The 16,843-nt window shown below is 61.8% G+C and carries 13 protein-coding genes; 10 read left to right on the top strand and 3 right to left on the bottom strand.

Annotated elements, in window-relative coordinates; translation table 11 throughout:
* Positions 1–204 precede the first annotated feature (204 nt).
* The gene (locus ACLRDN_RS12430) at positions 205–1,137 is read right to left on the bottom strand and encodes an HDOD domain-containing protein (RefSeq protein ID WP_413460276.1); all 933 of its coding nucleotides are present in this window, start codon (positions 1,135–1,137) and stop codon (positions 205–207) included.
* 352 nt (positions 1,138–1,489) lie between these two features.
* Between ACLRDN_RS12430 and ACLRDN_RS12425 the strand changes: the two genes are divergently transcribed.
* From ACLRDN_RS12425 to ACLRDN_RS12380, 10 genes are all read left to right on the top strand, one after another.
* Positions 1,490–2,551: a ligase-associated DNA damage response exonuclease gene (locus ACLRDN_RS12425; protein ID WP_413460275.1), complete on the top strand. Its 1,062-nt coding sequence runs from the start codon at positions 1,490–1,492 to the stop codon at positions 2,549–2,551.
* Positions 2,544–4,247 (top strand): ATP-dependent DNA ligase, encoded by a 1,704-nt coding sequence (locus ACLRDN_RS12420; protein WP_413460274.1) that lies wholly within the window; start codon positions 2,544–2,546, stop codon positions 4,245–4,247. The genes ACLRDN_RS12425 and ACLRDN_RS12420 overlap by 8 nt, the downstream gene beginning before the upstream one ends.
* Positions 4,228–6,795, top strand: a complete 2,568-nt coding sequence (locus tag ACLRDN_RS12415) for a ligase-associated DNA damage response DEXH box helicase (protein ID WP_413460273.1) — start codon at positions 4,228–4,230, stop codon at positions 6,793–6,795. Before ACLRDN_RS12420 ends, ACLRDN_RS12415 begins: the two co-directional genes overlap by 20 nt.
* Positions 6,792–7,448, top strand: a complete 657-nt coding sequence (gene pdeM / locus ACLRDN_RS12410; protein WP_413460272.1) for a ligase-associated DNA damage response endonuclease PdeM — start codon at positions 6,792–6,794, stop codon at positions 7,446–7,448. Before ACLRDN_RS12415 ends, pdeM begins: the two co-directional genes overlap by 4 nt.
* 60 nt (positions 7,449–7,508) lie before the next feature.
* Positions 7,509–8,312: a transporter substrate-binding domain-containing protein gene (locus ACLRDN_RS12405; RefSeq protein WP_413460271.1), complete on the top strand. Its 804-nt coding sequence runs from the start codon at positions 7,509–7,511 to the stop codon at positions 8,310–8,312.
* 291 nt (positions 8,313–8,603) lie between these two features.
* Entirely contained in the window at positions 8,604–11,381 is a 2,778-nt protein-coding gene (locus ACLRDN_RS12400) for a type VI secretion system Vgr family protein (protein WP_413460270.1), read from the top strand.
* 6 nt (positions 11,382–11,387) lie between these two features.
* Entirely contained in the window at positions 11,388–11,759 is a 372-nt protein-coding gene (locus ACLRDN_RS12395; RefSeq protein ID WP_413460269.1) for a hypothetical protein, read from the top strand.
* Complete coding sequence (locus tag ACLRDN_RS12390) at positions 11,756–12,250, top strand: hypothetical protein (protein ID WP_413460268.1); 495 nt, start codon at positions 11,756–11,758, stop codon at positions 12,248–12,250. The genes ACLRDN_RS12395 and ACLRDN_RS12390 overlap by 4 nt, the downstream gene beginning before the upstream one ends.
* 56 nt (positions 12,251–12,306) lie before the next feature.
* Entirely contained in the window at positions 12,307–12,858 is a 552-nt protein-coding gene (locus tag ACLRDN_RS12385; protein WP_413460267.1) for a hypothetical protein, read from the top strand.
* A gap of 53 nt (positions 12,859–12,911) precedes the next feature.
* A complete protein-coding gene (locus ACLRDN_RS12380) occupies positions 12,912–14,045 on the top strand; it encodes a hypothetical protein (RefSeq protein ID WP_413460266.1) in 1,134 nt (377 codons plus the stop codon).
* Positions 14,046–14,134: 89 nt separating this feature from the next.
* Here ACLRDN_RS12380 and ACLRDN_RS12375 read toward each other — a convergent pair whose 3' ends face one another.
* Together ACLRDN_RS12375 and ACLRDN_RS12370 are read right to left on the bottom strand one after the other, a co-directional pair.
* A complete protein-coding gene (locus tag ACLRDN_RS12375; protein ID WP_413460265.1) occupies positions 14,135–15,505 on the bottom strand; it encodes a hypothetical protein in 1,371 nt (456 codons plus the stop codon).
* Between the two features lie 111 nt (positions 15,506–15,616).
* Positions 15,617–16,702, bottom strand: coding sequence for a nucleotide excision repair endonuclease (locus ACLRDN_RS12370; protein WP_413460264.1), 1,086 nt, complete (start codon positions 16,700–16,702; stop codon positions 15,617–15,619).
* Positions 16,703–16,843 lie beyond the last annotated feature (141 nt).

Below are 16,843 nucleotides of genomic sequence, written 5' to 3'. Positions count from 1 at the left end.
TTGCTCGCCGCTGGAAGGGAAGTCCGGGCAGGGTCTGTTGATGACGAGGCAACGAGGGCCACAGGGGATTGCTGCGGCGGTCCTGACGGTCAACAGAGGCGCTTCACTTCCAGAGCGAGGGGGATAGTAACATCGGCGTCTGACAAAACAGCAACAAAAAACTTCGATTTTTGCTGACTAAATCTGACGATTCCTGCAGGCGGCTCACTGCGGCTGTTCGGCTGCGGCAGCCAGTTCCGGACCGATCTCGCGCAACACGCGGGTGGGCACCTTGAGCAAGGCGCCCCAGTCACTCCAATCCCAGGAAACGCGGCCGCACAGGTATTCCAGGCTGGAGAGCGGCAGCTCGAAGCGTTCGCCCAGTGCCAACAGGCGCGGCAGCAAGGCGGCCCGTTCGGCATCGCTGGCCACACAGACGTCGGCCACGCAGGCCGCCAGTTCCAGCAGGCGGATCAGGCGCTGCTGGCGGTCTTGCTCATCCATGCCGGTGTTGTCGGCGTCATGGTGATAGAGCACGGTTTCACAGAAGAGCTTGGGGAAGTGCCAATCCTGCATCATCGCCGCGGCTAGCTCCAGATGGTTGAAGCCGAAAATGTCCTTTTCTTCCTGACGCAGCTGGGTGCCCTGCGCACCCGTGCGCAGCAGCTCGCCATAACGCTTGGGACGCGCCGAAGCCAGACCCAGGCGGCCGATATCGGCCAGCAGGCCGATGGTGAACATTTCTGCAGGCGGGGCCACCTGCAAAAGGTCGCCCAGCGCCTGGCCGGCACAGGCCATGGCGGTCGAACGGCTCCAGAAGAGGTCGTAATCGAACTCCGTGCAATCCCCGCGCCGCGCCGATTCGGTCAGCGAGATCGCCAGCGCCATCTGGCGCACCGCGTGCAAGCCCACCATCAGCAGCAGCTCGACATTGACAGCGGCCACCATGCGGCCCTTGTTGATGTTGGGGATGTTGGCGATCTGGATCAGCCGCCCCGCCAGCACAGGGTCGCCCTGGACCTGCGCCACCAGTTCCGGCAGCGCGATGTCTTCCTGCTGGCACATCTGCATGATCTTCAGGCGCACGCCCGACGGAGCAGGCAGGACTTCGGAGTCCTGCAATTCACGGAAAACCTTGGGATCGACGTAATGAGACATGAGGATTCGTGTGATTCTTTTGAAGTTGATGCCTGGCGAGATGCCAATTTGAGTTGATGTCTAGCATACCCAAATAATAGGGGTTGTGCGTTGCGGCAATGCAAACGGAAATCAAGTTTTGCAGGGCAGTCCGGCTTGCTTGCTGACAGAAAGGCAAGTCATGCTCCGACAGCCGGCGCATGGGCTTGCCGCTAAGCTGAGAGCGTGTCGCAGAGCTTGCCCACTTTGCACAAAGCTTCATATAACTCGCTGCAAAGCCGCGACAAGAAGGCGCCAGGCATGGACAAAGCCGGCCGGACGCGGCACAACGGAGCCGCACGATTTTTCAACGCAGAGCAAGGACCCTAGCCGCATGGAAGACATGGTCGTGGTACGCAAGGAAGGTTTGTATTGCGTGCCTGGTGATTTCTACATCGATCCCTGGCGCCCGGTAGCACGGGCGGTCATCACGCACGCCCACGCCGACCACGCCCGCGTGGGCCATGGCCACTATCTGGCGGCCGCACCGGGCGCGGGGATCCTGCGGGCGCGCCTGGGTGCCGAGATCAACCTGCAAGCCCTGCCGTATGGTGAGCGCATCAGTCACAACGGTGTGCAACTGTCCCTGCATCCTGCCGGCCACGTGCTGGGTTCGGCGCAATTGCGGATGGAACATGAGGGCCGCATCTGGGTCGCCTCGGGCGATTACAAGCTGGAGCCTGACGGCACCTGTGCTCCTTTCGAGCCGGTGCGCTGCCATGCCTTCATCACGGAATCCACCTTCGGCATGCCGATCTACCGCTGGCAGCCGCAACGGGAAATCTTCGAGGAGATCAACCAATGGTGGCGTGGTAACGCCGCAGAAGGACGCGCCAGCGTGCTGTTTTGCTATTCCTTCGGCAAGGCGCAGCGCATCCTGCACGGCATCGATGCCAGCATCGGCCCCATCGTCTGCCATGGTGCGGTGGAACCCCTCAATCGCCTTTATCGGGAAGCCGGCATCGCCTTGCCGGAAACGCTCACCGTCGGCGAAGCAGAAGCCGGCAAACGCGGCAAGGCTGCAGCTTATGCTGGCAGCCTGGTGATCGCGCCGCCATCTGCTGCCGGCTCACCCTGGATACGCCGCTTCGGCGACTACAGCGATGCCTTCGCCAGCGGCTGGATGCGACTGCGCGGCACGCGCCGCCGGCGCGGCGTGGACCGTGGTTTCATCCTCTCCGACCATGCGGACTGGCCGGCCCTGCACGAAGCCATCCAGTCGACCGGGGCTCAACGCGTCATCGTCACCCACGGCCAAGTCGCCACCATGGTGCGCTGGCTGCGGCAGAACGGACTGGATGCCGGGGCTTTCTCCACCGAATACGGAGATGAAGAAACGGACGACAGCCCCAGCCCGGGCGCGGCCCCGAAGGAGCAGGAAGCCGGCCATGCGTGAATTTTCCCGTCTCTACACCGAGCTCGACGCCACCACCTCCACCACCCGCAAGCTGGCTGCGCTGCAGGACTACTTCGCCCGCGCCGACGCCGCCGATGCGGCTTGGGCGGTCTATTTCCTGGCCGGTGGCAAACCGCGCCAGGCAGTCCCCACTGGCTTGCTCAAGCAATGCGCCATGGACTATGCGCAGATCGACGAATGGCTGTTCGAGGAGTGCTATCACAGCGTAGGCGATTTGGCCGAGACCATCGCGCACGTACTGCCGCCGCCCAAGGGCAGCAGCGACCTCGGGCTTGCGCGCTGGATGGAAGAGCGCATCGCGCCCTTGCGCGGCGCCGATCCTGCGGTCATCCGCGCCGCGCTGTTTGCAGCCTGGGACGAGCTGGACTGGCAGGGGCGCTTCCTGCTCTCCAAACTGATCGGCGGCGGTTTCCGGGTGGGCGTGTCGCGCCTGCTGGTCACACGCGCCCTGGCCGCCGTCGCGCAGCTGGATCCCAAGCTGGTGGCGCAGCGCATGGTGGGCTGGACCGATGGCCGTGCCCGGCCCGACGCCCAGCGCTATGCGCAACTGATTGCGGCGGCCGAGGGCCAGGATGCGCAATTACAGGGCGGCCAGCCCTACCCCTTCTTCCTTGCGCATCCCCTGCTGGAGTCGCCGCAGGCACTGGGCCCGCTCACGGACTGGCAAGTGGAATGGAAATACGACGGCATCCGCGCCCAGCTGGTACGCCGCCATGGCAGCAACTGGCTGTGGTCTCGCGGAGAAGAATTGATCACGGACCGTTTTCCCGAACTGGCCGCGCTGGCCCTGCCGGACGGCACCGTCATCGATGGCGAGATCGTGATCCGCCTGCCGGATTCCGGCCCCCAGGCCGACCGCGTGGCGCCCTTCGCCGAGCTGCAGAAGCGTATCGGCCGCAAGACGCTCACGGCACGCCTGCTGGCCGATCTCCCGGCCGGCCTGATTGCCTATGATCTGCTGGAACAAGATGGCCAGGACCTGCGCACCCTGCCCCAGCACGAACGCCGCGCCCGTCTGGAAGCCCTGGTGCAAGCCCATGCGGTACCGGCCCTGATGCTGGCGCCGCAGGTTGCAGCGGCCGACTGGGATGCATTGGCGCAATTGCGCGCCACCTCACGCGAGCGCGGCGTCGAAGGCATGATGCTCAAGCAAAGGCAGGCGCACTACGGCATCGGCCGTACCCGCAACGTGGGCACCTGGTGGAAGTGGAAGGTCGATCCCTACTCCATCGATGCCGTGCTGATTTACGCCCAGGCCGGACACGGCCGGCGCGCCTCGCTCTACACCGATTACACCTTCGCCGTCTGGAATGCCCCGGACGAGAACGGCCAACGCTCGCTGGTCCCTTTCGCCAAGGCCTATTCGGGCCTCACCGATGCCGAGATTGCCGTAGTGGACCAGGCTATCCGCAAGAGCACCATCGAGAAATTCGGCCCGGTGCGCAGCGTCAAGCCGAGCATGGTCTTCGAGATCGGTTTCGAGGGCATCGCGCTGTCCTCGCGTCACAAGGCGGGCATCGCGGTGCGTTTCCCGCGCATCCTGCGCCAGCGCCTGGACAAGACCGTCGAGCAAGCCGATACCCTGGCCAACCTGCGCGCCCTGCTGGGGCCTTCGGCCAGCCAGCCGGCCGACACTGATCAGAAAGAACTGCACCGTGCCACGCAAGACGACTAAAGCCCGCTCCACCCAAGAGGTCGCCCTGGCCCAGGCAGAGGACTGGTTTGCCCGGCGCGGCTGGGAGGTCTTCGATTTCCAGCGCGCGGTGTGGCAGGCGGCCGTGCAGGGCAAGAGCGGCTTGCTGCATTCCGGCACCGGCTCGGGCAAGACCTATGCCGTCTGGTTCGGTGCCCTGCTCCATGCCGAACCCCGGCTGGGCCAGCCTGAGCTGCCCGCCAACCCTGGCGGCCTGCGCGTACTCTGGATCACCCCGATGCGCGCCCTGGCCGCCGACACCTTGCGCGCCCTGCAAGCGCCGCTGGCCGATCTGCTGCCGCAGTGGCAGGCCGGCATGCGCACCTGCGACACGGCTTCCGGCGAACGTGCGCGCCAGATGAAATCCTTGCCCCAGGCCTTGGTGACCACCCCGGAAAGCCTTTCCCTGCTGCTCTCGCAAGCCGATGCCCAACAGCGTTTTGCCAGGCTCGATGCCGTGATCGTGGATGAATGGCACGAACTGATGGGCAACAAGCGCGGCGTTCAGGTGCAACTGGCGCTGGCGCGGCTGCGGCGCTGGCGGCCGGGGATGGTGGTCTGGGGGCTGTCGGCCACCCTGGGCAACCTGGAGCAATCGCTGCAGGCCCTGCTGGGCCCGGCCGCCGCCGGACAGGGCGTGCTGGTGCGCGGCGAACAGCGCAAGCGCATCCTCATCGACACCCTCCTGCCGCCGCAACCGGCCCGCTTTGCCTGGGCCGGCCACCTGGGCATGCAGATGCTGCCGGCGGTAGTGGCCGAGATCGAGGCCAGCGGCAGTACGCTGGTCTTCACCAACACGCGCTCACAGGCTGAACTCTGGTACCAGAACCTGCTGGATGCCCGCCCGGACTGGGCCGGCATCATCGCGTTACACCATGGTTCGCTGGACCGTGAAGCGCGCGACTGGGTCGAACACGGCTTGCGCGATGGACGTTTGAAGGCCGTGGTCTGCACCTCCAGCCTGGACCTGGGCGTGGACTTCACACCGGTGGAACGCGTACTGCAGATCGGCAGCCCGCGCGGCGTGGCCCGCCTGCTGCAACGCGCCGGTCGCTCCGGCCACTCGCCCGGCCGCAGTTCGCGCGCCACGCTGGTGCCGACCAACAGCCTGGAACTGGTGGAGGCCATCGCTGCGCAGGATGCGGTAGCAGCCGGGCGCGTGGAGCAGCGGCCGGTGCCGGAGACGCCCCTGGATGTACTGGTCCAGCATCTGGTGACCATCGCACTAGGAGGCGGCTTCCAGGCCGACGCCTTGTATGAGGAGGTCAGGCAGGCCTGGTCCTACCGGGACTTGCGCCTGGACCAGTGGCAATGGGCGCTGGACTTCGTGGTACGCGGGGGCCAGAGCCTGACGGCCTATCCCGAATACCATCGCATCACCCAAGGCGAGGACGGCGTCTACCGGGTGGACGTCCCAGCCATTGCGCGTCGGCACCGGATGAACATCGGCACCATCGTTGCCGATGCCAGCCTGCACGTGCAGTACATGAAGGGAGGACGTATCGGCACGATTGAAGAAGGCTTCATCGCACGACTGCGTCCGGGTGACCGTTTTCTTTTCGGGGGCCGCGTGCTGGAATTCGTCCGGGTGCATGAGATGACGGCCTGGGTCCGCCGCAGCACGGCTGGCAGCGGTGCCGTCCCGCGCTGGCAAGGCGGCCGCATGCCCTTGTCTTCGACCCTGGCGCACGCCGTGCTGGACCGGCTGCAACAAGCCGAGCAGCAGCGTTTCGACGGGCCCGAGATGCAGGCCGTGCAGCCGTTGCTGGCCTTGCAGCACGCCTGGTCGGCGCTGCCAACCGGTGAGCGACTGGTAGTGGAAGCCCTCAAGAGCCGCGAGGGCCATCATCTTTTCTTCTACCCCTTCGCCGGCCGCCTGGTGCACATGGGGCTGGCCTCGCTGCTGGCCTGGCGCCTGGCCAGCACGCGCGCGGCAACCTTCTCGATTGCCGTCAACGACTATGGTTTCGAATTGCTGGCGGCGGAGGAAGTGGAGATGAGCCGCCTGGGGCCGCAACAGGCCCAGGCGCTCTTCAGCGAAGACCAGCTGCTGGAAGATGTCCTCTCCAGCCTGAACGCCACTGAGCTGTCGCAGCGGCGCTTTCGCGAGATCGCCCGGATTGCCGGACTGGTGAGCCAGGGCTATCCGGGGCAGCACAAGAGCGCGCGCCAATTGCAGGCTTCCTCGGCGCTGTTCTTCGAAGTCTTCCGCAAGCATGACGCCGGCAACCTGCTGTTGACGCAAGCCCAGCGTGAAGTTCTTGAACAGGAGTTGGAGCTGGAGCGCCTGCGAAGCACCCTGGCCGAGCTGCGCGCGCGCACCCTGACGCTGGCGCAACTAGAGCGCCCTACTCCGTTCGCCCTGCCGCTGATGGTGGAACGCTTCCGTGAGAAACTCTCGACCGAGAAACTGGCGGACCGCGTCGCACGCATGCTGCGCGAACTGGAAGGTGCCGCCGACAAGACCGCCTCTCGTGAACAACCCAAGCACGCCACCCGGCGCAAGGCCAAGCCCAAGACTGCCGCATGATGCACTACCCCAGCTTCGACGCCGATGGCGCCATCCTGACCATGCTGCCCGAACGCGCGCTGCTGTGGCGCGAGCGTGCCATGCTGATCCTGGCCGATGTACATTTCGGCAAGGCTGCGGCCTTTCGGGCCGGCGGCATCCCTGTACCGCACGGCACGACGCAAGCCAACCTGGAGGCCATTGATGCGCTGGTACAGCAGCATGCGGTGCGTCATATCGTCTTCCTCGGGGATTTCCTCCATGCCCGCGCGGGGCGTGCAGCGGGAACGCTCGCGGCACTGGCGCAATGGCGTGGCCGCAACGCGGGACTGACGCTCACGCTGGTGCGCGGCAATCACGACCATCATGCGGGGGATCCGCCTGAAGCACTGGGCATGGAGCTGGTCGATGAACCCTGGCGGGTCGGCCCGCTGGCCTTTTGCCATCATCCGCAGACGGTGGAGGGTGCCTTTGCCATCGTCGGCCATGTGCATCCGGTGTATCGCCTGTCCTCGGCGGGCGACAGCTTGCGGCTGCCCTGCTTCGTGGTGGATGGGCGCTGGGCCATGCTGCCGGCGTTTGGCGCGTTCACGGGCGGCTATCGTGTCGACGCCTTGCCGGGGCAACGCATCTATCTGGCGGCCGAGGATTGTGTCTTGCCGCTGCCGGGCTGAATCCCCATGCAATAAGGGGTATCATCGGCGCGCTGATATTCATACGAGGAGACCAAGACAATGACATGCAAACACCGCCTGCTGGCCCTTTCGATTGCACTCGGCCTGGGCGTGCTGGCCAACGCGCCGGCACAGGCCGATGCGCTGGCCGACATCCAGAAGGCCGGCGTGGTGCGCATCGGCGTACCGCAGGACTTCGCGCCCTTCGGCTCAGTCAATACGGACCTGCAATTGCAGGGGCTGGACATTGATGTCGCCAAGCTGATCGCCCAGAAAATGGGCATCAAGGTGCAACTGGTGCCGGTAGCCAGCGCCAACCGTATCGCCTACCTGCAGACCCACAAGGCTGACCTGGTCATCTCCACCCTGGGCAAGAACGCCGAGCGCGAGAAGGTGATCGATTTTTCCCAGCCCTATGCGCCCTACAACAACAGCGTGTTCGGTGTGGCCAGTGTTGCGGTGAGCGGCCCTGCGGACCTGGCCGGCAAGACCGTGGGCGTGGCGCGCGGTACCTTCCAGGACCTGCAGCTGACCGACACGGCGCCCAAGAGCGCCACCATCAAGCGCTACGAGGACAACAACGCCATGATCTCTGCCTATGTCTCGGGCCAGGTACAGCTGGTGGGTACGGGCGACTTCGTGGCCTATGCCCTGGCGGAGAAGGCGCCCAACAACAAGCCGGTGCTCAAGTACATCATCCAGGAATCGGCCTGCAATGTAGGCTTGAACAAGGGCGAGGCGGCCTTGCTGGGCAAGGTCAACGAGGTGCTGACAGCGGCCAAGAAGAGCGGCGAACTCAATGCCATCGTGCAGAAATGGCTCAATGTGCCGCTGCCGGCGAAGATGGCCAGCACGTTCCAGTAAAGCGCAAATTTGGGTGAAGCTTCATGCCGCCATGCTGCGGCATGAAGCTTTATTTTTCTTGCCCAAATTTCAGTCATGAATTAACGAACTTTTTCGATGGAGGGTAACGGCCCGGATGGGCAAAATGCATGGCACAAAAATGAGCGGCCTGATTGCTGAGCGCCGCTGCCATGCAGCAGTCGATGACGGGGGTAGCACGGGGACAACTTGATGCCAGCGTGGTGTTGAAGATCAACACACGTTCATTCGCAATGCAGCGCGAATGGCGGACCATCAAGATGAGGCTATCCCGTGACGCAAGATGCAGCACCGCCCGGCAGGCAGCACAGCGCGCCTGTTGCTCCACGCTTACTTTCCACACTCCTTTCTGGTTTCCCCTCTACGCTGTTCGGGCCCGGCCTGTCGCAACATGCGCGCCTGATCACGCTGGCCAGCGCACAGGAAGCTGGATTGCCCGAATCCTTGGTCGTGGAGCGCTTCCACGGCCAGGAGAGCGTCAATGACAATTTCCAGTTCGACATCGATGCCCTTTCGGTTTCCACCGATCTCGATCTCAAGCAATTCATCGGCACCGAGCTGACCCTGCGTCTGCTTCAGGCTGACGGCAGCCGACGTGCCTGGCATGGCTACTGCACGCAGGCTTTGTGGCTGGGAACCGATGGTGGGCTGGCGCGCTACCGGCTGCGGCTGGAATCCTTTCTTGCCTTCCTCGACCGCCGTCGCGACAGTTTCCTGTTTCAGGACATGAGCGTCACCGACATCGCCAGCGCCGTCCTGAAGGAATACCCGCAAGCTCATTTCGCACTGGATGTCACCCAGACGCTGTCCAGGCGTGAGATCTGCACGCAATATCGCGAGAGTGATTTAGCCTTCCTGCGCCGCATCCTGGCCAGCGAGGGGCTGAACTTTCGCTTCGAGCATCTGCAGGAGGGTGAGCAAGGCCAGGCCTCCGGCCAGCAACAGGCGCGGCACAAGCTGGTCATCTTTGACCGCGAGGCCAAGGCACCGGATCTGCCGGGTGGCGATACGCGCATCCGCTTTCACCGCATCGCCGCCACTGAGGCCAGCGATGCCATCACCGACTTCAGCGCCGTGCGCAGCGTACGTTCCAACGCAGTGGCGCTGGCCAGTTGGCATCCTGAGAACATTTCTTCACCTTCGGCCGGAGAGAGCTCCAGCCTGGATACCGGTGACGTCCCTGCCCTGCCGGTCTACGAGGGCACGGGCCAGCAGGACTTTGCAGACCAGCAAGCGGCCGCGACCCATGCACGTTTGATGCTGCAGGCATTTGAAATGCAGAACAAGCGCTTTGAAGGCGCAAGCGCAGCGCGCCAGCTCGGTGCTGGCATGCAGTTCACACTGAGCCAGCATGAGCGCTATCCCGAAGGTGAAAACCGCTTCAAGCTGCTCTCGGTCAGCCACAGCGCTCGCAATAATTTCGACAGCAACATTGCCCCGGTCATCGATCAGGTACTCCCCGCCTCGATGGGAAATCTGTTCGGCGAGACGCCCTCCTCGGCCAGCGCATCGGACGACGACCTCAGTACTGGCATCTACCGCAACCGCTTCGTGGCCTTGCGTGACGTGATCCCGCTGGTCCCCATCGTTATCACGCAACGCCTGAAACCGACTGCATGCGGCCCCCAGACTGCGCTGGTGACCGGCCTGCCGGATGCCGCCGTCACCACGGACCGCAATCACCGCGTCAAGGTCCAGTTCCATTGGCAGCGCGGGAAGTTGCCCAATCCGGGCGGCTTGCGCGAGACCGGCAACCTCGATGACAAGAAAGGCAACGCCCCCGGCAACGATGCCTCCGGTACGTGGGTGCGGGTGGCCGAAGCGCAGTCCGGCCCCAACTGGGGAAGCCAGTTCACGCCACGGGTTGGCAGTGAAGTGCTGATCGATTTCATGGAGGGGGACATTGACCGGCCCGTGGTGGTCGCGCAGCTCTATAACGGCAGCGATGTGCCGCCCTTCTCCGCTGGCGTGAATTCCGGGGCCAATCACGCCGGCACGATCTCGGGTTGGCATAGCACAGCGCACGATGGCAGCGGCTTCAACCAATGGGTGGTGGACGACACGCAATCGCAGTTGCGCATGCGGCTGGCGTCCAGCCAGGCCAGGTCCCAGCTCAATCTCGGCCATCTGATCGAACAGGCCGACACTGGCGCCCAGCGCGGCAGCTATCGCGGCCAGGGTTTTGAATTGCGTAGTGATGCCTGGGGCGTGATGCGCGGTGCGGAAGGCTTGCTGATTTCCTCGACGGCGCGCCCCGCTGCCGGGGCCAGCGTGACCAGCACGCAGATGGATGCTCATGAAGCCGTCGCCCAACTGAAGGGGGCGCAGCAACTGGCCCAGGCCATGGGCGACGCCGCCACGCAGCAACAGGCGCTGCATAGTGCGGAGGCTTTCCAGGCCAAGACTGATTTCATCTCCATCATCGATCCGGCTGACCAAGGCAAGCATCCGAGCAGTGTGAATGGCCAGGACGCGTTCAAGAGCCAGGCGGATTCCCGCGAGAGCGACAGTGCGCAGCCGGTCGAGAAGTTCGCAAAAGCCGCTGTGCTGATGGAATCCCCGACCAACATCAACTGGGCCAGCGCGGCATCCACCGTGCTCTACGCTGGCGAAAACCTTCACTGGACCACGCAGGGGGATAACCCCGCGAATTTCGAATCGCGCAGTTCGTTCAGCAGCGGGAAGAATTTGTTTTCCTTCAAACAGGGAAAGCGGACGGTTAGATTTGATCTCGACATCCACGTCAATGGTTGGTCCATCAACTGCACAAGAACTCGGGCCGTCGTCTGGGGAGTTGATCTTGGCTTAAGTCAATCAGGCGTACCGTCAGTAAGCAAGGTTTACATCATTAACCTTGATAGCAGGAAAATCATTAATCACTACACAATCACACGTGGTCCATTTAGTGCCGCATTCAGCGCGGATCATAGAACGGTGATAGTAGATGACTACGTGGTAGACCAAAATTCGGGAAAAGTGCTGAGCATGACCGATAACGTAAAGATAGCCACTGAATCTTGTCCATCATTCCCCGGAAAGCATTCGGAATAAAAGTAATTGATTAGTAATTCCGAAGCAGGTCAGCTCCGCAACACCACGTACGCAATTCTCATCGCCCTTGCTGCTCATCAGGCCAATGCAAGCGCAGCCATGGCTTCGCCATTGACATCAATTTGGAGAAAAAATGACACTCCGCAATACCGCGCAAGCGATCCTGATCACCCTTGCTGTCACCCAGGCAAACGGGCCAGGACGTTTAGACAGCCACTGATGAGGCAACCAGCGGTATCGCACATATTTGAGCCATGGCATATCGATGCCAACAGCAAAGATAAAGACGTACCACTACCTCATATGCAAATCACACAGAACAAGAAAACACACGCGCATCATTTCCACATCACCATCTTGGAAGAAAAAATTTTATGATCAGCAAATTTCCTCTTGTGCTGTTTCATACCTTGTTGATCCTTTGCACTGCGGCTTCGGCCAACCCGCACAATACAGATTTTCCACCTCTTGACGTTTATGGAGAGATAAAACATAACGCGTGTCTCCCCGAACAAAAGCAGTCCATGTTGAAAAGACTACCGGAGGACGCCCGGGGCTTAGTTGATGCCCTTTTATGTGTAAAGAAAACAGAAGCCAGCAAAACCTATTTGCTGAGGCATATGCGCAAATTCATTAAAAGAACAGGACTAGACGAAAATTATATTGAGCGCACCAAAGTGATCAAAGCCGACCCCGAGCTTGCAGAAGAACTACTGAGCGCAGGCGAAGCATGGGATGTAGATTTGGAGGTCACTGCTGACAGAATCCAGCTCGACTTCATGCCAAATGAAGTTTGCCATTCCAGTCGGAATTTGATTCGGCTCAAAGGAAAATGGTGGATCGCCGAAACCGATGATGCTTGCGATTAGCTTTTCACTCAGCCATCCAAGGCCCGGCAGACATCACTGACAGACAAAATGACGTAATGGTTTTTGTCAACCAAGCATGTGTGCAAGGTCGCACTCTCAGCTTTGCTCAAGGAAAATGGCTTCGCTACAAAATTGGCGAAGCATGCGATTACCTCTCACTATTTCTCTCAATGTTTTTCTTATTTCCAGATCCGATCAGCGCCTCAAACATTGAACTTCGCAATTCGTTCCGCGGCGGAGCAAATGGATTCGCATTCGAAGCAGGAAAACGTACAGTTTCAATTCCGCTCGGTATCCGAGAGAGCGACTGGGCCGTCAACTGCTCAAGAACCCGTGCCATTGCGTGGGGACAAGATCTAAGTAAAGCACGGATAGGTGCCCCGCCCGTTAATAAGATTTACGTCGTTGATCTAAAAAAGAGAAAGCCGATCAATCATTTCACGAGAACGAGGGGCCCCTACGAAGCGGCCTTCAGCAGGAATCACAGAACAGCGATAGTGGATCACGATATCGTGGATCTGACGACAGGAAAGGTGGTCGACGTGAGTTACGACATGAATCTTGATTTGGAAACTTGTTCCGCATTTCCCGGAAAGCAGTCGAACTAGTACGACTTCAGCTCTGTCAGCGCATAAATTCCCAATCACCTCAAATGATCTCAATGTTCACTCGCTTAGCCATCGCGTGTGTTGCCACGGCATCGGCAACGCTTGCCCTTTCCGCCACATCAGCACGGATCGAAGTAAAGCCAATTACGTACAACGGCTCGCTGCCTTATGTCGAATCCGGCGACGCCAAGCGTGACGCCCGCATTAACCATCGCATCTTCCTCGATTTGATCGGGCAGCCGGCTCCCGCCAGATATTCCGACGGCATCAAAATGCCCAAGGAGAAGATCGGATTCCAAGGCAGCTCGGATTTCGGTTTTTGGGTGTTGCGCAACGATGATCGGATACTGGCACTCGAGGTTGATAGCGAGGGCTGCGGTGCCTATTGCGAGCATTACTGGGCGCATTACAACTTCGATGCGGCTACCGGACGAAAGATTGCAGGTTCGGACATCTTCACGCCAGCAGGAGGTGCGGCACTGCTGAAGCAGAATCTCGCTAAGCGGCAAGCCGAGTACAGGAAAGCCATTGCAGACCTGAACAAGGAGGCTTTAGCCAACCGCAAGAAGCAGGGCATCACAATACCGTGGCCGCAGTCCATGCCCGACAGCAAACCAGACGAGGAAGAAGAGCGCATCGCGTCGACCATCGGCATGTACGAATCCTGCCAGGAGTCAATGCGCTCACCCGACTATGGCAAGTATTACAAATTGGATGATATCTCGCTGCAAATCGAACGTGAATCCATCACCTTTCTGTATGACCGCTGCAGTAATCACGCTGAGCGGGTGCTGGACGACGTGGGCGAACAGAAAGTCACTTACAAAATCGTCGATCTGACGCAGTACTTCACTGCTTACGGAAAGTACTTGTTCATGAGCGGCCCGCAAGCTGCTCCGCGTGCCGAACCGTATCGGCAGATTCTGAAAGGCCGAGTGGGGCAGGCGGCCATCACACTAGCATTGTCCGAACTCTATAGCGACGGTTCGCTGTCCGGCAGCTACTTCTACGATAAGTACCGCAAGCCGATCCCGCTGAGCGGCAAGGTAAATGGCAACGTCGTTGAGTTCACAGAGTCCGAAAGCAGCGATACACCTCAGCCGATGATTCGGGCCACGATCAAGGGCGACGAGCTATGGGGCCAGTGGATTGGAAAGAAGACCCTCGATTTCTGGGCTGCACCCTGATCGGGAAGCCCGTGGGCTTTCGTTCCGAGCAGATGGTTGAGCATCGCGACTGCGCGCCGCCGCGCCCCCGTCACTGCTGCTTCCGCCAATCAAAACTTGCTCGACACCCCCAACCCCCACTTGCGCTCAGCATCCCCGCTATCGGGCAGCAAGCCATTCGAATAATCCAGACTCAAGCCCACATTCTGGTTGAAGTTGTAAGTCAGCACCGACTTCCAGTAATGAATGCTGCGATTGCCCTGCAAAGCCTTCAAGCCGGTATAGGTCGTGGTGAAATCAAACGGCAAGGCCGGATTGGTGGAAGACAGCGTGAACCCCGCCTGTGCCCCCAAACGGATGAAGTCGCGATGCTGGTCCACCACATCCGGATCGCCCCGGTTGATGTAGATACCATTGCGGCTCTGGCCGATCAGAATCGGCTTGAACGCCAGCCCGTTGTTCCAGCGCAGGAAATCGTTGAGCAGACCCGGCCGCACCGGCGTGAGCGTGAAGTTGACCGTCAACAACCGGCTGCCATCGGTATTGTTGATCAGGTAATCGGGACGCGCCGTCAGGTCTTCGGTATTGGCCGTGTCCGCATGCGCGAAGTGAAAGGCCGACAGCATGCCCACCTGGCTGGTGCGCGTGGTGGTGATCTCCGGATTGCCGCTATCGTAGTTGGTCACCCGGTTTTGCTTGAAGCCGACATAAGGCACCGCCTCATAGGTGCTGCCCGGCTCTCCCATGGGCCGCTTGTCCAGCGAATAGCCGGCAAAAACCACCACATCATTGGTCCGCGACTGCGCCACATCGTCATTGGCCAGCGCTACACGCGCCCGATCGACCGAGGCGAATGCCGCCTTGTCGCGATGATCGATGGAAAGCTGGTCAGGATTGCCGCGAATGCGCAGCGGATCCATCCAGCTGGCCTGCTGTGACTGCGCCGCTGCGCCTGCAGCCGGGGGCGTGGCCGGGCCAGCCACTGGCGTAGCGGGCGCGGCCGGTGCCACCCCCATGCGCAAGGCCGCATCGGCATGGGCCAGCGTCGGAGCCGCACCCGAGGCGGTACAGCGCAGGGCCACACGGTTGTTGTCACGGAAAAAGGCCACCGCGTCGCTGCGGCCGCTGGGCTGGAAGCGGCCATCCTTGCCGTCCAGCAGCGATTGCATATCAGCGGCCATGTGGTCGACGTTGCAGCTATCTCCCTGGCAGGCCTGTCCGGCAGCCTTTTCAGTAGCACGCTTCTGCAGCAGCCAGGCCACCAGGGCGCGCGGCGAGTTCAGCGGCGCGGGCTCCTTGCCCACCGAGAGATAAGCGGTGCTCACGGGATAGGTACGGATCAGGGTCGCGGCCAGTTGGTCCTTGTCCAGGGTCTGGTCACTGGTGCAGAAGCCGCCGGCCTCGGCCGCGTGGGCCAAGGTCAGGCTGAAGGGCGTGGCCAGCAGGATGGCGGCGACAGGAAAAGGGAATCGTCGTTGCATCAGGGAGAAAGGAAGAAAGGGAGAAAAAGCAGGATACGGAGAGAGGGAATCGGACTTGCGTCCCCGCATGAAGAGCAAAGGCCGGCAAAGCCGGCCCCAAGAGCAGCGCGTTCAGCCCTGCGCCAGCGGCAGGCCGGGCAAGGGGCGCAATTCCAGCTGGCCCAGCAGGTAGGGCTGGATGACCAGCTTGTAGCTTTCCAGGTCAAAACCCTTGAGGCTGGCCGCCGGACGGCTGGTCAGCTGGCGGTTGTCTCGGTCCAGCGAACCGAGATAGCGCCAATGGTCGATCACATGCACCTGTTGCCAGCCGTCGCCCTGCTCCACCAGCGCCATCGGACCGGCATACGGCCACGGCAGGATGCGCAGGTCTTCCAGCGCCTGCATCAGGCGCTGCTGGTGCTGCTCCTGCGATTCCTCGCCGGTGCAGGCGCCACGGCAGCGGCGGATCTGGCGGCCAAAGCAGGCCATGCCAAAGCCATCAGCCTGCTCCATGCCGGTGGCGATGGAGCACAGGCCGTGACGCTCCACCATCTTCTGCAGCGCTTCCTGCGCGGCGCGCTCGCTGGTGTAGATGCCGAAGAGGTTCTCGGCACGGCTGAATTCGCGCTCCTCGACCTGGGCCACTTGTGGCTGGCCCGCCGCGTTCAGGCGCAAGGTGAACAGGCCGCGCTTGGTGCGCTGCTTCTTGTTGTGCGAAGGACGCAAATCGCGCAGCAGGCTGTTCTCCAGCAAGGCCGCACCCAGCTCGCCGGCGGTACGGCGGCATTCGATGCGGCGGGTCTGGCCGATCAGGAATTGTTCTTCATGATTGTGCAAATGAGCCAGCACGCGGCTGCGCAGGTTCACGCTGCGGCCCACGTACAGGGCCTGATCGTTCACACCGCGCAAAATGTAGACGCCGCAGGCAGCCGGCAAGGCTTCAATGCTTGCCCGATCGATGTGCAGCGGATAGCTGAAGGTCGCCGCACGATGCGCCGCCGGCTGGGGCGCATTGAAGGTGGCGCGGCGCAACTGCGCATGGCGCATGCCGCGCTGCCCTTCCTGCTCCAGCAGGCGGTCCACCAGCGCGGCCGGTAGCTTGCGCGGCTGGGCGGCGTGCAGCGCCGCCGGCGCCTGGGGCATCAGGGCGGGCATCACGGCTTGCAGGGGGCGGGTAAACAGCTGGGTCAGCGAAGTGCGGTGGCTGATGGTATTCATGGCGCTGGCCAAATCCTTCTTGTTGTTCATGTCACGGCGAGGCGTGCTCTGTCAGGTTGCAGACGGTCCGAAAAGACGGGGCCGTCAAGTTAAAGTGGATTATGAAGTTGCCCCTCTTGCGCCACAGTCGGCAGGAAGATG

The sequence above is a fragment of the Herbaspirillum huttiense genome (assembly GCF_047300815.1).
Classification (GTDB): Bacteria; Pseudomonadota; Gammaproteobacteria; order Burkholderiales; family Burkholderiaceae_D; genus Herbaspirillum; species Herbaspirillum huttiense_A.
This window is presented reverse-complemented; position numbering and strand designations above follow the sequence as displayed.

Bases quoted from the DNA above. Each gene is read 5' to 3' on its own strand.
- ACLRDN_RS12430 (WP_413460276.1), bottom strand. From the start codon at position 1,137: ATGTCTCATTACGTCGATCCCAAGGTTTTCCGTGAATTGCAGGACTCC.
- ACLRDN_RS12425 (WP_413460275.1), top strand. From the start codon at position 1,490: ATGGAAGACATGGTCGTGGTACGCAAGGAAGGTTTGTATTGCGTGCCT.
- ACLRDN_RS12420 (WP_413460274.1), top strand. From the start codon at position 2,544: ATGCGTGAATTTTCCCGTCTCTACACCGAGCTCGACGCCACCACCTCC.
- pdeM (WP_413460272.1), top strand. From the start codon at position 6,792: ATGATGCACTACCCCAGCTTCGACGCCGATGGCGCCATCCTGACCATG.
- ACLRDN_RS12405 (WP_413460271.1), top strand. From the start codon at position 7,509: ATGACATGCAAACACCGCCTGCTGGCCCTTTCGATTGCACTCGGCCTG.
- ACLRDN_RS12390 (WP_413460268.1), top strand. From the start codon at position 11,756: ATGATCAGCAAATTTCCTCTTGTGCTGTTTCATACCTTGTTGATCCTT.
- ACLRDN_RS12385 (WP_413460267.1), top strand. From the start codon at position 12,307: ATGGTTTTTGTCAACCAAGCATGTGTGCAAGGTCGCACTCTCAGCTTT.
- ACLRDN_RS12380 (WP_413460266.1), top strand. From the start codon at position 12,912: ATGTTCACTCGCTTAGCCATCGCGTGTGTTGCCACGGCATCGGCAACG.
- ACLRDN_RS12375 (WP_413460265.1), bottom strand. From the start codon at position 15,505: ATGCAACGACGATTCCCTTTTCCTGTCGCCGCCATCCTGCTGGCCACG.
- ACLRDN_RS12370 (WP_413460264.1), bottom strand. From the start codon at position 16,702: ATGAATACCATCAGCCACCGCACTTCGCTGACCCAGCTGTTTACCCGC.